The organism is Streptococcus halitosis (genome assembly GCF_027691175.1).
GTDB lineage: Bacteria > Bacillota > Bacilli > Lactobacillales > Streptococcaceae > Streptococcus > Streptococcus halitosis_A.
On record NZ_JAQFBD010000001.1, the window covers coordinates 1,067,826 to 1,085,627 of the forward strand.

13 protein-coding genes and 3 pseudogenes are annotated in these 17,802 nt (G+C 35.1%); 3 read left to right on the forward strand and 13 right to left on the reverse strand.

The genetic code is table 11. The annotated features are described in order from the left end of the window. Positions 1–107 precede the first annotated feature (107 nt). Genes PG086_RS05210 through PG086_RS05220 form a run of 3 tightly spaced genes read left to right on the forward strand, consistent with a single transcriptional unit; the run spans position 108 to position 1,957 of the window. Positions 108–239: an SPJ_0845 family protein gene (locus PG086_RS05210; RefSeq protein ID WP_000268697.1), complete on the forward strand. Its 132-nt coding sequence runs from the start codon at positions 108–110 to the stop codon at positions 237–239. Further along, entirely contained in the window at positions 240–1,145 is a 906-nt protein-coding gene (locus tag PG086_RS05215) for a permease (RefSeq protein ID WP_270748015.1), read from the forward strand. Then, positions 1,142–1,957, forward strand: a complete 816-nt coding sequence (locus PG086_RS05220) for a TIGR03943 family putative permease subunit (protein ID WP_270748016.1) — start codon at positions 1,142–1,144, stop codon at positions 1,955–1,957. The genes PG086_RS05215 and PG086_RS05220 overlap by 4 nt, the downstream gene beginning before the upstream one ends. A gap of 150 nt (positions 1,958–2,107) precedes the next feature. On the opposite strand, the gene PG086_RS05225 is transcribed toward PG086_RS05220, so the two are convergent. From PG086_RS05225 to PG086_RS05285, 13 genes and pseudogenes are all read right to left on the reverse strand, one after another. After that, complete coding sequence (locus PG086_RS05225; protein WP_270748018.1) at positions 2,108–3,169, reverse strand: hypothetical protein; 1,062 nt, start codon at positions 3,167–3,169, stop codon at positions 2,108–2,110. A gap of 8 nt (positions 3,170–3,177) precedes the next feature. Beyond that, positions 3,178–3,951 (reverse strand): annotated as a pseudogene (locus PG086_RS05230) (DNA polymerase beta superfamily protein). Positions 3,952–3,968: 17 nt separating this feature from the next. Further along, positions 3,969–7,319, reverse strand: a complete 3,351-nt coding sequence (locus tag PG086_RS05235) for a DEAD/DEAH box helicase family protein (protein WP_270748020.1) — start codon at positions 7,317–7,319, stop codon at positions 3,969–3,971. Positions 7,320–7,347: 28 nt separating this feature from the next. Beyond that, positions 7,348–8,412 (reverse strand): restriction endonuclease subunit S, encoded by a 1,065-nt coding sequence (locus PG086_RS05240; RefSeq protein WP_270748022.1) that lies wholly within the window; start codon positions 8,410–8,412, stop codon positions 7,348–7,350. A gap of 33 nt (positions 8,413–8,445) precedes the next feature. Continuing rightward, entirely contained in the window at positions 8,446–9,411 is a 966-nt protein-coding gene (xerA, locus tag PG086_RS05245) for a site-specific tyrosine recombinase/integron integrase (RefSeq protein WP_270748023.1), read from the reverse strand. A 121-nt stretch (positions 9,412–9,532) separates the two neighbouring features. Continuing rightward, positions 9,533–9,946: a type II toxin-antitoxin system death-on-curing family toxin gene (locus tag PG086_RS05250; protein WP_270748024.1), complete on the reverse strand. Its 414-nt coding sequence runs from the start codon at positions 9,944–9,946 to the stop codon at positions 9,533–9,535. Then, positions 9,943–10,179: an AbrB family transcriptional regulator gene (locus PG086_RS05255; protein WP_270748025.1), complete on the reverse strand. Its 237-nt coding sequence runs from the start codon at positions 10,177–10,179 to the stop codon at positions 9,943–9,945. Before PG086_RS05255 ends, PG086_RS05250 begins: the two co-directional genes overlap by 4 nt. An 82-nt stretch (positions 10,180–10,261) precedes the next feature. After that, positions 10,262–11,437, reverse strand: coding sequence for a restriction endonuclease subunit S (locus PG086_RS05260; RefSeq protein ID WP_270748026.1), 1,176 nt, complete (start codon positions 11,435–11,437; stop codon positions 10,262–10,264). Between the two features lie 11 nt (positions 11,438–11,448). Continuing rightward, positions 11,449–11,973, reverse strand: a pseudogene (locus PG086_RS05265) (restriction endonuclease subunit S); the annotation flags it as partial. A gap of 12 nt (positions 11,974–11,985) precedes the next feature. Next, positions 11,986–12,876 (reverse strand): annotated as a pseudogene (locus tag PG086_RS05270) (HsdM family class I SAM-dependent methyltransferase); the annotation flags it as partial. Between the two features lie 83 nt (positions 12,877–12,959). Then, positions 12,960–14,453, reverse strand: a complete 1,494-nt coding sequence (locus tag PG086_RS05275) for a recombinase family protein (RefSeq protein WP_081528343.1) — start codon at positions 14,451–14,453, stop codon at positions 12,960–12,962. Continuing rightward, complete coding sequence (locus tag PG086_RS05280) at positions 14,446–16,113, reverse strand: recombinase family protein (protein WP_081528342.1); 1,668 nt, start codon at positions 16,111–16,113, stop codon at positions 14,446–14,448. The genes PG086_RS05275 and PG086_RS05280 overlap by 8 nt, the downstream gene beginning before the upstream one ends. Next, a complete protein-coding gene (locus tag PG086_RS05285) occupies positions 16,113–17,777 on the reverse strand; it encodes a recombinase family protein (protein ID WP_081528341.1) in 1,665 nt (554 codons plus the stop codon). Before PG086_RS05285 ends, PG086_RS05280 begins: the two co-directional genes overlap by 1 nt. Positions 17,778–17,802 lie beyond the last annotated feature (25 nt).

The window sequence follows — 17,802 nt, forward strand, 5'->3', positions numbered from 1 at the left end:
TGTTTTGCCTTACCTGTTTTTGCATCTTTGATTATCAAAATAAAAATAATCCCTTTTCCACAAAATAATAGTATAATAGAGGTAGAATGTAGAAAAGAGGTAGGCCTATGGCTGTTAAATTTACAAAAACGGATGATTTGGACAAGATGTTTGAAGAATTCGCCAAACTTCCTGACTTAACACAAGTCACTTTCCCAGATGACAAAAACAAAAAAGAAAAAGTTGAGAAGAAAAAATAGATGACTGTTTTCCAATCTCTTCCTCCTAGTGTATTACAAGCGGGAGCTATTTTTCTCTCCATCATGATTGAAGCCCTTCCTTTTGTCTTGATTGGGAGTCTGATTTCGGGATTGATTGAGGTCTATATCACACCTGATAAAGTTTATGAGTTTCTCCCTCGCAATCGTTGGGGGAGGATCTTTTTTGGTACCTTCATTGGCTTTCTCTTTCCATCCTGTGAGTGTGGAATCGTTCCAATCATCAATCGTTTTTTAGAAAAGAAAGTGCCCAGCTACACAGCGGTTCCCTTTCTGGTGACTGCTCCCATCATCAATCCTATCGTTCTTTTCGCCACTTATTCTGCCTTTGGCAATTCAATAAAATTTGCCTTATTGCGAGCTCTGGGAGCTATTGTGATTGCTTTGGTGCTTGGAATTTTCCTAGGATTTTTCTGGAAGGAACCCATTCAAAAAGAGAATCTTATCGCTTGTCATGAACATGACTTTTCACACTTGACTCCTGCTAGAAAGGTCTTTCAGGTCTTTATACAAGCTATTGACGAGTTTTTCGATATGGGGCGTTACTTGGTCTTTGGCTGTCTCTTTGCGGCTATCGTGCAGGTCTATGTCCCAACTCGGATCTTGACCTCTATCAGCGCAAGTCCAGTCCTTGCGATTCTCTTGCTCATGTTTCTAGCCTTTCTCCTCTCTCTTTGTAGCGAGGCGGACGCCTTTATCGGTGCTTCTCTCCTCTCCAGCTTCGGCCTAGCACCAGTCCTTGCTTTTCTCATCATTGGTCCCATGCTCGATATCAAAAATCTCCTCATGATGAAACACTATCTCAAAGCGCGCTTCATCTGGCAATTCATGGGCATCGTGACAGTGCTTGTCTTGCTTTATTCTTACATGATAGGAGTGATGCTATGATCCGATTTTTCATTTTACTGGGTTATTTTGCCCTAACTCTGTATCTGCAGCTATCTGGCAAGCTCAGTCACTACATTAACCTCCACTATTCCTATCTAGTCTATATCTCAATGGTCCTTTCTCTTCTGTTGGCTCTGGTTCAATTCTATATCTGGATCAAGAAAATCAACTCTCACAGCCATTTGGAAAGTCGTCGAGCTAGACGAATCAGTATCCTTTTACTGTCACTACCTCTGTTGATTGGGGTTGCCTTTCCGACAGTAAGTTTGGACTCGAGAACTGTATCTGCCAAAGGTTATCATTTCCCACTTGCTGAGGGAATCAACACAGCCATTCAGGCAAGCGAAGGAACATCCAGTCAATACCTTAAACCCGATACCAGCACCTATTTTTCTAAATCTGCTTATGAAAAGGAAATGAGGGCTACAGCTGATAAATACCTCTCCCAGGCAACAATTCAAGTCACTGATGAAAACTATATGGAGGTCATGGAAGTTCTCTATGACTACCCTCAAGAGTTTGAAGGAAAGAAAATCGAGTTTACAGGCTTTGTTTATAACGATCCTAGCCATCCAGATAGCCAGTTCCTCTTTCGCTTTGGCATCATCCACTGTATCGCAGACTCTGGAGTATATGGACTCCTGACCAAGGGGAACTCACGCCAGTATCCTGACAATACCTGGATTACCGCCAGAGGAACCCTGACCCTCCACTATCATAAAGAACTCAAACAAAAACTCCCAACACTGGAAGTTGAGAGTTTCACAAAAGTAGACAAACCAGAAAATCCTTATGTCTATCGTGTGTTTTAAACAAATCTATTACTTTTTTAAAACATACCAATTGTATTATTCGATATAAAAAAACGAACATGTTCTATTCCGTATCTCAGAAAAGGAGGCTGTTCGTTTTTTATTTCATAGTATAAAGTAAGACGTAGGGTTTAATGTTTTAAAACCTTCTTACGTTGTATAGAAATCTATTGACAAATCGCTATCAGACTCGTATTTTTTCCAAGCTAAACTGAAGCCATAATAATCTTCAAATTCAGGGTGCCAGTCATAATAAAGTGGGATACGACTATATTTTCTTGCAACAACTTCGTCTTCAAATTCTGGAGATTCCCCTGCAGTAATACCGAATTGAAGACCATTTAGTTCCCAACTATTGCCCCATACATTTTCATCAGAAAGAACATCGATCCATCTCGAGGCATCAATATCAAAATCTGCACATAATTCCAGTTCATAGAATCTTCTACAGTTAATCTCTGAAGGCTTAATATAAAGGGCACCATCTACTTGGTACTTTTTATATCTGACTTGAATCTGCGTAATTTTCATTGGAATTGGAACTCCATTTAATTCTAACCAGAAATAGCCTAAGGGAGTTTTGATACTATAATATTGCTGATTAGCAGGTTTTGCGTTTTTAGAGCATGCATCAAGAATTCCTCCAAGCTTAATTAAATTTCTACAAACGATTTTTGAAGTGTGTGGGTCGAAATGCGAATACCTACGGATGACTCGTTTTAACTTTTCAGCAGGAAAAGTGATATCCTTTGGTAGGGCATGATACTTCTGTACAACTAAAGCAGTTTTTTCAGTATTTTCCTTCCCCACTGGGACAACTACAGCGTGTCCTATATGGATATTTGGGTCTTCACAGATATAAGTATAACCATTCCCTCCCTCCTGAAACTCAACCACAACAAGATTTAACTCTTGAGCCGGATCAAAGAGAGGTTCAGGTTTAAGTTCAACCATTTCTGCTTCTTGGCGCTCATAAAAAGTAAATCGATCACCTTCTCCGTCTTCGCCAAAAACCATAAAACTACCACACTCAGGGCACTTCCACATATAAAAGGATGCTTCAGAAATATCATCATAAGAAATTTTATTATGGTCGTCAACTTTATTTATGATTTCTTCAAACAACTCATCCGAATAAACCGAATAAGCATTTGGATCGGGCGCTCGGTGGTCATTCATTGCTTGCCCGCATCTACATGTCCATTTACCCATAAACAACCTCAGTCGTGGCCTAATTCTTCAAGGAAAAATTGATTTAGAGCTTCCCACTCTTTCTTTTCCTCTCTAACACTTTGAACGTATGCATTCAACTCTTTGATATTTTTGATGATGTAGTATTGGATTGGCATAATCGGATCAATTTCCATACCTTCAGGTCCCTTCACCTTGGTATCAAGCAATCTTGACACATGCTCTTTCATCTCATCAGGAAGCAATTCTTTGACCAAATCGTCAAATAAAATTGGAGGAACTGAATGGTATTTTTCAATCCAACGGTAGGCCAAAATGGGCCGCAGCGCATAGAAATACTTTTTAGGTTTAACCTTGTTTCCTGAAAGATACTTATTCATTTAAGTTCTAGCAGTATTCAAGTAATGATACAGCATTTTTTTCTCTGAAAAATACTGGTTAGCAAGGGGACGTAGGCGTTCAATAAAATCCGTTTGTTGATAGACAATTGGTGACTGTAACCATTCAAACAGTGTTGGATTTGACTTATAAAGGAGTTTTAAAGTCTTGTCTAAATCCCAGCCACTCACATCCCAAGTATCGTCAATTGGTAGCTCGATAACATCACGCTGTTCATTTAAACGGAGATAAAAATCTTGCTTATGTCTGTAGATAAATCGCACATCAAAGTCACTATCAGGAGACTCAAATCCCCAAGCACGACTACCAGACTCAATAGCCCATAAAACTCTGACACCATAATCACGCTCAATTTCTGCTAATTTTTCCGGTACTAGAACATTCATTTCATCTTGCGTTTGCATTTACAACCTCTTATTATTTACGCTGCTTCTCCAGCTCGATCATTAATGAGTTCAATCGTTTGGACAATATTACGAAGTATAGGGAGTTGGTGTTGAAAGAGTAGTTGAACTGAACCATACGATTTAAACGGCTCTTGTGTTAAAACTTTAGTCTCCAAGCAACCATTTTCTACAATGTAATCTACAATCAATTTCACAAAGGAAATCTGCTTGGCATTGAGACTCTCATCCGATAAAAATTTAGAAAAAACTTGATTAGCAGCCTCTCTATCTAAACCAATAATCTCACGAACCAATCTAGGAATTGCCTTATTTTCATAATGTTGTTGGTAATCTGACTTGCTACCTAATTTTTCCCATAGCAATATTTCAAGTGCAAGTAAATCTTGAGAGGTCAATTTTTCATTATGGTATAACTTAGAAATTGCTTCATCATCTAGATGAGTTTTCAAATAATGTTCAACTTTTTCATTATAAGATCGCAGGTCATTGACTTGTAAATATGGCTTAGTATCATGGACAGTGGAAATAATGTGATCATCAAAATTGACATAATAGACTTTTCGGCTCGTTTTATCTAAGAATTGCAATAAATCTCTTAGAGAAAGGCGGATTTTTTCCAACTCAGACAAACTAACTTCTTCCCAAAATTCAGGTTCTTGTACTTTCCTGATAATTTCAGCCTGTGCAAAAACTTGTGATATATTGCCAACCCTGGCAAGAGCTTTAGCTGTTTTCATAACTTGAGATATATGGGAAGTTGCTGGCTTAGTCAACAGTTGTCCTAACTGTATCTGAAACAACCATAAATCAAATCGTCTCGCCATCTCGTCTTCTTTATTTTCTTCAAATAGAATCGGAGAAAGATCTTTCTGGATTGTTTCACTTGTGACGGTCGTTAGATTTTGCCAATTTTCCAACTTTCTGTAAGTATAAACTGTATCTAAGACCATACGAACCCTAAAGTCTAACTCATTTAAGCTCACCATACGTTCATGAAGTTCTGAGACGAGTTGCTGACGGTATTCTCTAGCAAACTGATTATCTTGATAATGAAGCCCCTGCAGTTCTCGAATCAAGTCCACTTTGATGTTAAACAAACGTTGAGTCAGAGAAACAATGTGACGGCCATCTCCTTCTCTTGGATCAGCTTTGAAATATTCAAAATTATCACCATAATCAAATACCAAGAAATTTTCCTTATCCTGCTCAGGTCCGAATAAATCTTTACAAAGACGGGTTCCACGACCAATCATCTGCCAAAACTTAGTTTTAGAGCGCACTTTCTTGAAAAAGATTAAATTAACAACCTCTGGTACATCAATACCTGTATCCAACATATCAACAGAAATTGCAATTTGAGGGTATTTCTCCTTAATTTTAAAATCATCAATTAAGGTTTGATAATGCTTAATGCTATAATCAATCACTTGAGCATAATCGCTTCCTTTTTCAGGATAGCGTTCGTTAAAAATATCTCTGATATATTCAGCGTGTCGATGGTTTTTAGCAAAGATAATGGTTTTACCAATTTCGTCACCTGAAGCTGTCTGAATTCCTCTTGTCATTAGTTCATCTAGAACAATTTTGACTGTTTTTCTATTGAAAATAGAGGTATTAAAATCCTCAGGATCAATATCTTTCTCAGAACTACCATCTTCAAATTGGCTATCAAAATATTCTTTTTCGTCTTGGGATAAATCATCGTAATGGAGACCATCCGTTGGTAGTTTTAACTTAGTTTCAATCGAATGATAAGCTACTAAATAACCATCTTTTACAGCCTCTTCCAAATCGTATGCGTATGTTGGAACACCATTCTCCAAGTTAAAGAAACTATAGGTATTTTTATCCAAATCTTGACGCGGAGTGGCAGTTAATCCTACAATCCTTGCATCAAAATAATCAAAAATTGATTTGTATTTCTGATAAATAGAACGGTGAGACTCGTCAATTATGATGAGATCAAAGTGCCCAACAGTGAAGGGGCGTTGATTTACTTCTTCTTGATCACTGATCGCTCCTATCATAGTCGGATAGGTTGAAAAAACCATACGACTAGATCGAGCACTATCTTTATCTTCTAAGAAATTACAAACCGAAAGATCTGGAAGTAATTTCCTAAACGAATCATAAGCTTGCTTAACTAGGGAAGTTCTATCAGCTAAAAAAAGAACATTTTTTACCCAGTTATGACGCGAAAGGATATCAACTAGGGAAACCGCTGTACGGGTTTTCCCAGACCCAGTTGCCATGACCAAGAGTGCCTGTCTCCGATTATTGGAGAATGCTTCACAGACACTTGTAATCGCATGTTTCTGATAATAACGTCCAGAAATGTCGTCCCTAATTTTGCTAGAAATATCCTCGAGTGGTTTTTGCAAGTGACGTCTGTCCATCAACAGTTGCAACTCTTCTTGAGAGTAGAACCCTGCAATCTGGCGACGATTAACACCATCAAGTATGTAGTGCTTTAAACCATTGGTAATAAAGCAAATTGGCCGATAGCCGATTTGTTTCTCAAGAACTTCAGCATATTCCTTGACCTGCACCTCCCCTACTTCTGGATTTACAGATGCCTTTTTAGCTTCAACAATTGCTAGAACTTTCCCATTTTTGCCATAAAGGACATAGTCACAGTATCCAGTTCCTGTACCATGCTTCAAACCATGAACGGCTACCTCAACACGACAGTTTTCCTCAAATGTCCAACCTGCTAAACGGAGATCGATATCTATAAAGAGTTTTCTTGTCTCTGATTCAGATAGTTGATCGATATGGAAAGATACATCTTGCCGTAGAGCTGCTGTTTCACGTTTTTCAGTATAAGTCTCTTGAACAGCCAATGACTGACTAGCCATCTGTTCATCGAAATCAGGAAGATCTGACAAACTGTTTTGTAATTTCGCCATAGATTGTGGCGTTTCTCGAAACTTGATGTTTGCTGAAAGTGGCAATAATTGCTCGTCGAAATAACGCTCCACGAACTCGTTACTGTAGCAATAATCAATAAAATTGACAAACTGATACAAATGATGCAAAGCCAAAATCGCTTCTCGTTCCTTAATTTCTCCACCATGTGCAGCATGATTTCCCCATCGAATTAAAAGAACAATCTGCCTATGGAGCTCAGGATCCACAATCTCTCTAAAATCATCATCCCATACCAAAGAAGATAAGGTAGCACGATAGGGAGCTTCTAAATATGAATCGTGACTATATATCCAATGAACAGCCTGCTCCAAAGCACGGCGTGCCATAAAAGCAGTAGCTACAGTAGATGTCGCGATCATATTCTCAGCTTCTATACAAGGCTTTGAAAAAGATTCATACTCTTCGTTATTTAAAAGAAAATCAAAATTTCCCATTTTTCTCTCACTTTGAATAAATAGATAGCTATATTATACTAGATTTCAAGCTATTTCTCCACAGTTTTATAACTATCCCACAAGCAAATTGTGATTTGTCGACCTGAGCTACAAAGTCTGCGAATTCGTTTTGGAGGGAAAGAGGCGGGAGGGGGATGGAAATATTTTTGATCATCGATAAGTTAAAATTCTTTTGACGTACGCCTCTTTGTTGATTCAATAGCATTGATCTTAAATTTTGAATTACGTAATAAACATATATAGTATCTGTGATTCTATCATCTAATTTCGCAAAAGCAATAGCTTGATTACAAGACATCACTTTAGTATTGATTGATGATTTTAAACCCGCAGTATCATACATTCCTAGTAATAAACTACCTTTTTCAATTATTTTTGCAGAACTACATTCAATTGCTTTTTTTGTAATTTTTTCAAAAGAATCTTTAATGTATTTATGTTCTAGTTCTCCTGATGTAATCCAAGGAATATGTCCTCTAAAAAAATCTTCTTCATTTCTTTTAGGAGTTCCACCGCTTTTCCATATTCCAAATTCTTTTAAAGCATGTTTTTCCCAACCCATATCATTCAAAACAGGATCCCCAAACATCTCGTTAAATCGGGATTTTACAAGGTCGGCAAGGTTCTCTATTTGTTTGTTTCGAATTAAGATTAGGTGTTCTAAATCATGAATAGTCTGAGTGATTTCTTTTTGAATTGTTATGTCAAAATCAGGTATTATAATCTTACTTAAAGATTGTCTAGTAATTTGTGGTTGTGCTGACCCAGTTATAACATCATTAAAACCACGATATTGAAGAAAGTAATATAAAAAATCTATCATGATTACTGATTCATCTAAGTCATCAAGTGCCATAGAGTTTCCAGTAACGTAAGAATAGGGCAGTGATTTATTTACTGTACCACAAGTCGCACCACGACAAGTTATACAGAGTGTAGGCTTCTCGTGATTATAATCAGAAAAGTAACCGATTATCCCATTTGCACCGAAAACTGGATATCCATCTTTAACTAATTCATTAGTCGAAATGGTTTTCCACTGTTTAGGTTTACACACATCAATTAATTTCATGCAACCACCTCCTCGGAATATCGGGATTTGCATTTAAGAGATGAATTTTTGATGCGAATGTTTAACATTGCTTTGATTGACCATGGCATAGGCAAGGGTAGTGTCAATTTTGCTGTGACCTAGTAGTTTTTGGACTTGTTCAATAGGCATTCCTTTATCAATTGCCTTAGTCGCTAAAGTTCTTCTGAATTTATGTGGATGAACCTTTTGTATTCCAAGTTTTTGTCCTAACTTTCTCAATCGAATCTCGACACCCGCAATTCCAAGTCTCTGGGCTTTTCCAACTAGCGTTACAAAAAGAGCAGGATGGCCATCTTTTCTATCATTGAGATAGTTTCTTAAATGAATTTTCGTACGAGCATCAAAATATACGGGTCTTTCTTTTTTTCCTTTTCCAAAAACAACGCACTCTCTGTTTTCAAAATCAATATCAGAACGATTCAACTGGACCAGTTCACCTACACGCATACCTGTTGATGCTAGTAGATCTATCATTGCCAAATCTCTTAAATTTTCACAGTTATCCCGCATAATTTCAAGATGTTCATCCGTATAAGTTTCTTTTACAGTTTGTTCTGTCTTAATTTTTTTAATCCTTCGAATAGGATTCTTGATGATATATTCCTCTTGTTCAAGCCAAGCAAAAAAAGAAGACAATATACGCCGAATATTATCCAAATTCGCCTTGCTACAGTCCTTTTCAGACTGATAATTTGCAAGATAACTTCTTAGATCATCGGTTGTCAGTTGTGTCACAGACTCCTTAATATCATGAAACAAATTTTCAATTGTTCTCTGATAATAACGTATTGTTTTTACGCTACAGCCCTCCACCTGCTTAGCAGTGATGAATAGTTGCAACAGATTATTATTCGAATGCTTTTGCTGCTTTTTTCCATCCACTAGATGACGCTCTAAACTCTCTCGCAATGCTAGTAATTGTTCATTGTTTAAAAGTGGTAACATTTCTTGTATGATAATTGTCACTTTTGATTCCATAAATTCTCACTTTCATTATTACTCATCAATAAAAAGAGGCAATATCAGTTTCTGCATTACAGAATTCTAATATTGCCTGTTCATTTATTTTCTTATGCTCATTTCAATCCAGCATACTATCTCACTTTTTGACCTTTTCTCTGATAGAATGTTCAGAAATCCATTTAGAGTAGCTTATCATTTTTTCATCAGTTAAAGCTTCTACCGCTATAGTCACGCACATATCAACCGCTTCTTCCACGGAAACAGAAAAGTGATAACCATTTAATTGTAAAAACTTCACTAAAACAAAGAAGGCTGTTCGTTTATTGGCATTGGCAAAAACATGCTTCTTTATCAATTGGACAAATAATATTGTTGCTTTATCAAAAATTGTTGGATAAAGAGGTTTGCCAAAAACAAATTGTTCTGGTAAGTTCACAATCATATTTAACGCTGAAGGACTAACTGTTTGAATTTGCTCCTTTGGAGAATACCGTTGAATTGCTAAAGAATTGATTTTTTCAATTTGCTTTTCTGATAGATAGACCGTCATTTTTCCACCAAAGCTTTGAAAACATCGTCGTATTCATCAAAAATTGTATCCAATTTTAAGTAAAAGGCATCATCAGAAACATAAGAGACCTGATGATCCAATTCTTCAGGAGTAAAGATAATTTCACCACTTGGCAACAATTTCGCTTCGTATTTAACACCACTTGGAATATTGAACTCGCTTGGAATCGTAATGGTGATTGAATTTCCTTGTTTTCTTGTTTTTACGACCATCTGATTTCCTCCTTTGAAGTATTATAACAAATAATTACGGTAATTACAACGATAGTGTAAAACTGCTATTTCATATCAAATCTTAACCGAAATATTCCTGCATAAGTGATTTTTTCAAGGTTTCCAATTCTTCCAGAGATTTTTGAATTGCCAATTGTGATTTGTCGACTTGAGCCACGAAGTCTGCGAATTCATTTTGGAGGGCTAGAGGGGGGAGGATGAAATCTAGTTCACTATATTGTTTTGCATTAATATTTGGCTGCGCAACTGCATTCTGAACTTTAGCAATAAAATCATTATAGTACTTTGTCTTTGTAAAGTGATAAACAAAAATAGGGTTCACTAGGGAATGATTAGGTATCAGTCTAATCAAGTATCCTGCATATAGTGCCGGACCATGCTTCTTCTTCGAATATAAAAAAGTTTTACCAACTGTAGCACCACTTCGAGCAAACAATATATCACCTGTATTTAATAAATATTTTTCGTCAAATTGGCTAGGTGATTTCTTTTCAGGTTTTAAATTTCCACAAGTATCAATATCGGTTATACGAATATATCTTAATCCTGAAAATTCAATTGCTGACGCGCCTGAACCGTATGCTAACTTTTCTACTGATATATCTTTTAATCGACATCTTTCCCAACCCATATCATTCAAAACAGGATCCCCAAACAACTCGTTAAATCGGGATTTTACAAGGTTTGAGAGTTCACTAATCTGCTTATTTCTATTTATTATTTGATACTCTAACCTATCCAATATGTCTACTATTGTATTTTGATTTTCTATAGTTTCAATATTAACTTTGGTTTTATTTAAATAGTCAGCTAACTTTAAATTAATAATTCCAGTTGTTTGATTTTGAAATTTTAACACCTTTTTTGTGTCATAAAGATACTTCATTAAATAAAATATATATTTAGAATTATATTCTGGTTTAACTCTTAAAATACTAGTAAAGTTATTTGTGAAATAATCTTGATCTGTAACATCGAAATATACAACACGTCCAACCGGTTGATTTGGACTACCTCCTGATTTTTCAATTATAATATCACCTGTTCTTAGAATTTTGTCGCTGTTTTTATCTTTATCAATTTCACGACATACAATATTATCTAGATTTAGTCTCCCAGAATTTAGAAAATTTGAGGTTCTAATTACTGCTGTCGCCTCTCCTTTGCCACTATCTTCATTACCCCATTCACCATTTATAGATTTTTCAAATATATTATGTAAAAAAATGATTGTCATGCAACCACCTCCTCGAAATATCGGGATTTGACGAGTAGATTAAGCTCTTTAAGTTGTTCTTGTCTCATTAAAATCAGCTTGCTTAACAAATCTAGTTCACTTGCAATTCTTTGTTGCTCTCTCAAATTTGTATATGAAACCATAATATTATCAAAATATTTTTTTGTTAAATGTTTCATTGTGGAACCATGAGTATGTTTTACAGCATCTTTCAAACCTTTTTCAACAACATATTTAAAATATGATTTATCAATATCTATCTTATCAAAAACCACTTTAAAAATATGCTGATTTAACACTGCGGATTTTCCACACCACTGAAAAACCCCTAATGTACCCGACCAAGAAATAAGAATGTCACCATCTTCAATAATGTATTTTTTATCAATCGTACCCGAATAATAATTTATCTCTTTTGAAGTTTTAGTCAAATTCTGTATTCTGATAATCTCTTTTCCTTCAGATGACCAATCTTGAGGTTTAAAAGCATATCCATTAATAAAAGTAGCCACTTCCCCCAACTTCACTTTTTTCATACATCCATCTCCCTACTTGAGTAATTCTTCTAACTCTGCCAAGCCAGCTTGAATTTCTTTTTCTAGATCATTAATTTTCTTTAAGATGACTTCTGTTGGTTCATACTCAACTTTTTCATACTCAATTTCTTTGTATTTATTGATCGATAAATCATAATCATTATCCTTTATCTCATCGACTGGAACAAAGAAAGACTGGTCCGTTCTCTTACGTTCTGCTTCATTTTCAAGTTGATGGAAACGTTGAATAATATCTGGAATATCATTGTCACTGATCGGTTGTCGTTTATCATCCAAACTTAAACCATCTGCTTTCATATCGTAAAACCAGACCTTATCCGTTCCACCATTTCCAGTTTTTGTAAAGATGAGAATGGCAGTTGAAACTCCAGCATAAGGTTTGAAAACACCACTTGGCATTGATATTACAGCATCCAATTTATGATTCTCTACAATTTCCTGACGAATTCCTTTATGGGCTTTAGAAGAACCAAAGAGGACACCGTCAGGTACAATAACTGCTGCACGTCCCCCTGGTTTCAATGTACGCAAGAAAAGAGCAAGGAAAAGTAATTCTGTTTTTTTGGTTTTTACAGTCGCAAGAAGATCATTTGAAGTTGAATCGTAGTCAAGCGATCCCTTAAATGGAGGATTTGCTAACACTAAAGTGTATTTATCTGCTTCTTCATTATCTTGAGATAGTGAGTCAAGATAACTAATTTGTGGATTTTCCACTCCATGCAGCATCATGTTCATTGCACCAAGTCTAAGCATAGTTGTATCCGTATCATTCCCATGAAACATAATGTTATGAAAATGGTTGATATTATCTGGATTGGTTTCCCATTCATCTTTTTTACGCTTTAAGTAACGGCTAGCAGATACTAAGAAACCCGCAGACCCCTCTCGTGTCAAGCGACTGACACAAAATATATTGTCTATTTTTAGATAGCAAAAAGAGAGTGATTTCTCACTCCCTCTTGCGTCTATTTCCATATGATTTTTTGAACTATACTGCCTTCACAGATAACCGACTCAACATACTTTTCCATAAGTTCTCGTGTAAGTTCATTATCTGTTACTACTTCTGTTTCGTTAGAAGATAGTTTTATCTTTTCTTCTAGCTTACTAATTTCATTATCTATCTGATTTTTACTTTCTACAAACTTAACTTTCGTCATTTTCCCAAGTTTATATTTTTCAAAATCAGACATCTTTTTTGCCTGAAGCTTTTCTATCTTTTTCTCTATATCTTTAATGCTTATTTTTTCTTTGAGCTTTACTTCTACTTCACCATATTTCTCTTTAATAAGCGAAAGCACCTGTTCCTCTAATTTATCAACTCTTGAGTTTTTATGTTCAACATTATTACACTTGCAGATCCTACAATGAAAATACTTGTGTATTCTCATGCTTCCATCCGGTCGTTTAAACTTTGATTGAGTAAGTCCCAGAATATGGTTACAAGTAGGACATCTTGCGAAGCCTTGTAATGGGGAATGCTTTCTCCATGTATAGTCAGTATTTTTCCCTTTTAAGAAACTATTATTTTCTTTGATAGCTTGAACCCTTTCAAACTCTTCTCTTGAAACGATAGCTTCATGGTGGTCATAAACTCTACCCCATTCTTCTTTAGGATTAAATTTAAAACTACCAGGAGTCAATACCGACTTTTCTTGCATATTGAAGACATAAGTGCCTGTGTAATTTTCATTGGATAAAATATCTACCACTGTACCATTTGTCCATGTTGGTGCATCTCTTGTATCTGATGATACTATGTTATATTCATAATCCATATTTGTAAGTTCTTTTTTACGTTCGTTTGGTGTTGGTATATTCTCTTCATTCATAACTGCTGCAATCTTTCTTGATGCAAGTCCTGTAAGTGCTAAGTCATATACCTTCCTCACAATCCAAGCTGTCTTATCATCAATAATGATGTTGTGCTTATCATCTGGATCTTTCATATAACCAAATGCTGGACTCCATGCAAGAAACTTTCCTTGCTTCTTAAGTTCTGTAGTAACTGTCTTTACTTTCTGCGAAATATCTTTTGTATAAAAGTCATATAGCAAACCTTTAAACTGAATATCAAGGTCTGTTCCATTCCCTTTTTCCTTATCACTATCATAGCCATCATTAATCGCAATAAATCTAATACCAAGAAAAGGAAATATATTCTCCAGATAATCACCGAGCGAAATATAATCCCTCATAAATCTCGATAAGTCTTTTACAATTATGGCATTGATTTTACCATTCTTAACTCCTTCTAGCATTCTTTGAAAAGATGGTCTTTTCTCATTTGTACCTGTATATCCGTCATCAATGTATTCTTCTCTTTGAAAACTTTTAAATTCATCATTTCTATCAAGAAAATCATTCAGGAAATACCTTTGATTGATGATACTTTCGCTCTCATCTTTCTTCATCTGATCTTCTACAGATAATCTAATGTAAAGTGCAATTTTACTCAATATTAACACCTCCCATCAAACTATCCATATTAAATTTAAAGATTATTTCAAAGTTATGATTGCCATAGACAATTATCTTTTCCACTAAGCTATGAATTAAATCAGATGGTAATTTTTCAACCTTTTTTGCCGAAAATACGTCCTTAATCCACTTAATAGATATTTTCTTATCCCTTTCAAGGTCTTTTACAACCTTTTCAATAGCAATAACTTCATTATTGATTGTTGCAATATGGCTAAGAGTAATCTCTCTTTTAAGGCTATATACTTCCCTATCAATCTTGCCTAAGCTATATTCTTCATAAGCTTTTTGAATTAGGAATTCTTCCTTCTCTGTCTTAATTTTAAGCTTTGAAATATCTTCGTTTAGCTTATCTATACTTTCAAAAAACCTAGCAGACACTCTTTCTATTAGCTTTGCCTTGCTTGTAGCCTTAGTAATAAACTCTGCTACCTTTTCAGACATTGCCTTATCAAGCTCTCTTTCCATAATAAATACTCCTACTTCGTTATCTATCTTGCCTGTGCAAGTATCGTTTTGAAAAGAGTAATAAAGCCTATCATGGTTTGTCCCGTAAATTCTGGTTCTTCGATAAAGTTCCTTACCTGTTGCATTATTAAAAATCAAGCCCTTATATCTATTCTCATAATCTCTTTCAAAGTTATGCATCTCTGCACCAAAAGCATTGTTCTTTAATCTATTTGCTCGCCCTTGCAGCACTTTTTCAAAGTCTTCTTTTGAGATAATAGGTTCATGAGCATTTTCATATATAATATGCTGGCTTTCATCTACAAATTGTTGCTTCATTCCTTTTGCAAGATTTTGTTGCTTAACGCCTTGCACCAAAGTTCCTGTATAAGTTCTATTAGTAAGCATTTTGGAAATAGTACCTTTATTCCACTGCGGATCACCATCCCGTCTATAAATTCTACCTGTTTTGTAATAGACCATTCCTGTAGCATAACCCATAGTATTAAAGTGTTTTGCAACCTCATATTGGCTTTTCCCTCCAAGTGTTAGTCGGAACATTTCTTCAACAATGAATCGAACATTCTCATCAACTTCTAACTTCTGTCCCTCTTTTAATTTCACTACCTTATATCCATAGGGCGGAACAGAACCAATAAAATATCCATTTCTTGCCCTATTATGTTTGCTTGTCTTTATCTTTACAGAAATGTCTTTAGCATACATATCATTGACGATATTCTTAAGAGTTACTTCAAATGACTTCTTTGAGTCTAAATCCTTAACGGTATCAACCTTATCATTAACAGAAATAAACCTTACTCCCAAGAACGGAAATACCTTGTCTATGAGTCTTCCCATCTCAAGATATTCTCTTCCAAGTCTTGATAAGTCCCTTATGATAATACAATTAATTCTTCTTTCACGAATATCTTGCATCATTTCCTGGAACTGTGGTCTTTCAAAATTTGTCCCACTATATTCATAGTCTGTGTAAATATTTACGACTTTGATATTTTCCTTTAAAGCATACTCTTTACAACAAAGCACCTGTGTTTCGATAGACGATGATTTCTCACGCCATTCTTCTTTTCTTTCACTGGATAATCTTGTATATACTCCTGCTTTATAGAATACTTTTTGTGCTTGTTCTTCGTTTTTTCTTATATATCTTTTGGAAGTCCTTGCCATTAACAAACACCTCCAACTGCAAGCTTAGGTTCAACTCTTTCTAAATGCTCACCAAATAACTTGCCCATTGATATTAGTCTTGCATTATGTGTATCCTTAGCTTCGACCTTATCACTATCTACAATCGCTTGAAGCAGATTCACTGTTTCAATATTGTTGAAGACAAAGTTAATTGCATTATCCTCTCCAATCTCAATACGATCTATAAAAGACACTAAAGACAATCGATTCAGTTCACCATTTTCAGGATTAGGAACTATCTCAGAAACGAAACTACCTTTATCGTTTATCTTCATTTTCAGTTCATCTACGATATTTTGCTTTGTAATAATTTGTTTCTCAATTTCTCTAATCTTGATAAGATAATTTTTTCTAAATCGTTCAAATTCCTCAGTCGTAATAAGTTCTTCTTCTAAATCCATGTAAAGAGATTGTCTAAGTCTTTCATGCTTTCTTTTTTCTGCATATAATGACTCAAAATCAACTTTTAATTTAAACTTTGACACATCTATTTCGCTAACTTTTTTAAGCAGTTCATTGTACTTAGATAGATATTCATTTAATGCATGAATAGTTGCATGAGTAACATAGTCTTCTTTTACACTATGTCTTGAACACTCTCCAGCATTGTTATATTCAGAGCAAATGTAGAAAATCTTATCTCTTACTTTTCGCCTAATCATAGGACTTTCACAATCTTTGCAATAAAGCATACCTGATAATATATATGGCTTATCTTTAGACTGTTTCACATCACGAAGTAGCATTTTGTTTGCAAGTGCAAAGATGGATTTTGATACTATGCTTTCATGAGCATTTTCTATTGTTATCCAGTCTTCTTTGGAAACATCGACTTCGTGCTTTGATTTATAATTTAACTTTGTGGTTTTTCCTTGTTCCAGGACACCAATATAAACCTTATTTGAAATAATACGGTTTACCATCTTAGCATCCCACTTTGCTTTTTTCACAACAAAACCAGTATTGAAGTTATCACCATTATTTTCTTTGTGCTTTGATGGTGTAACTGTTCCAATACTGTTTAGAAAGTCGGCAATAGCCTTTGAGGAATAACCCTCTATTTTCATATTAAATATTCGCTCAATGATATGAGCTACTTCTGTATCAACTACAAGCTGATGTTTGTTCTTATCATCTTTCTTATATCCAAAAGGAGCAAATGATCCAATAAACTCGCCATTCTTCCTTTTCACCTCTTTTGATGATTTCACTTTCATAGAAATATCTCGACAATAACTGTCATTGATAAAATTTCTAATTGGAAGTATTAAATGTGTATCACTAACATCTGCATTATCACTATCATAGTTATCATTTACAGATATGAAGCGAATACCTTTTTCAGGAAATATCTTTTGCAGATACTTCCCAGACTCAATATAATCTCTACCAAAACGAGATAAGTCTTTTACCATAATGATAGAAAACTTTCCTTTATTCAGGTCATCAATCATATTCTTGAAATTTGGACGCTCAAAATTAGAACCACTATATCCATCATCTACATATTCATAAGATAGATCTATGTTCTTTTCTTTAGCGTAAGATTTGATTATTTGTCTTTGATTTGAAATAGAGTTACTTTCATTACTGTCCCCATCTTCTCTTGAAAGACGAAGATACATACACGCAGTATTTCTCATAACAATCCTCCTAAAATGATATTTT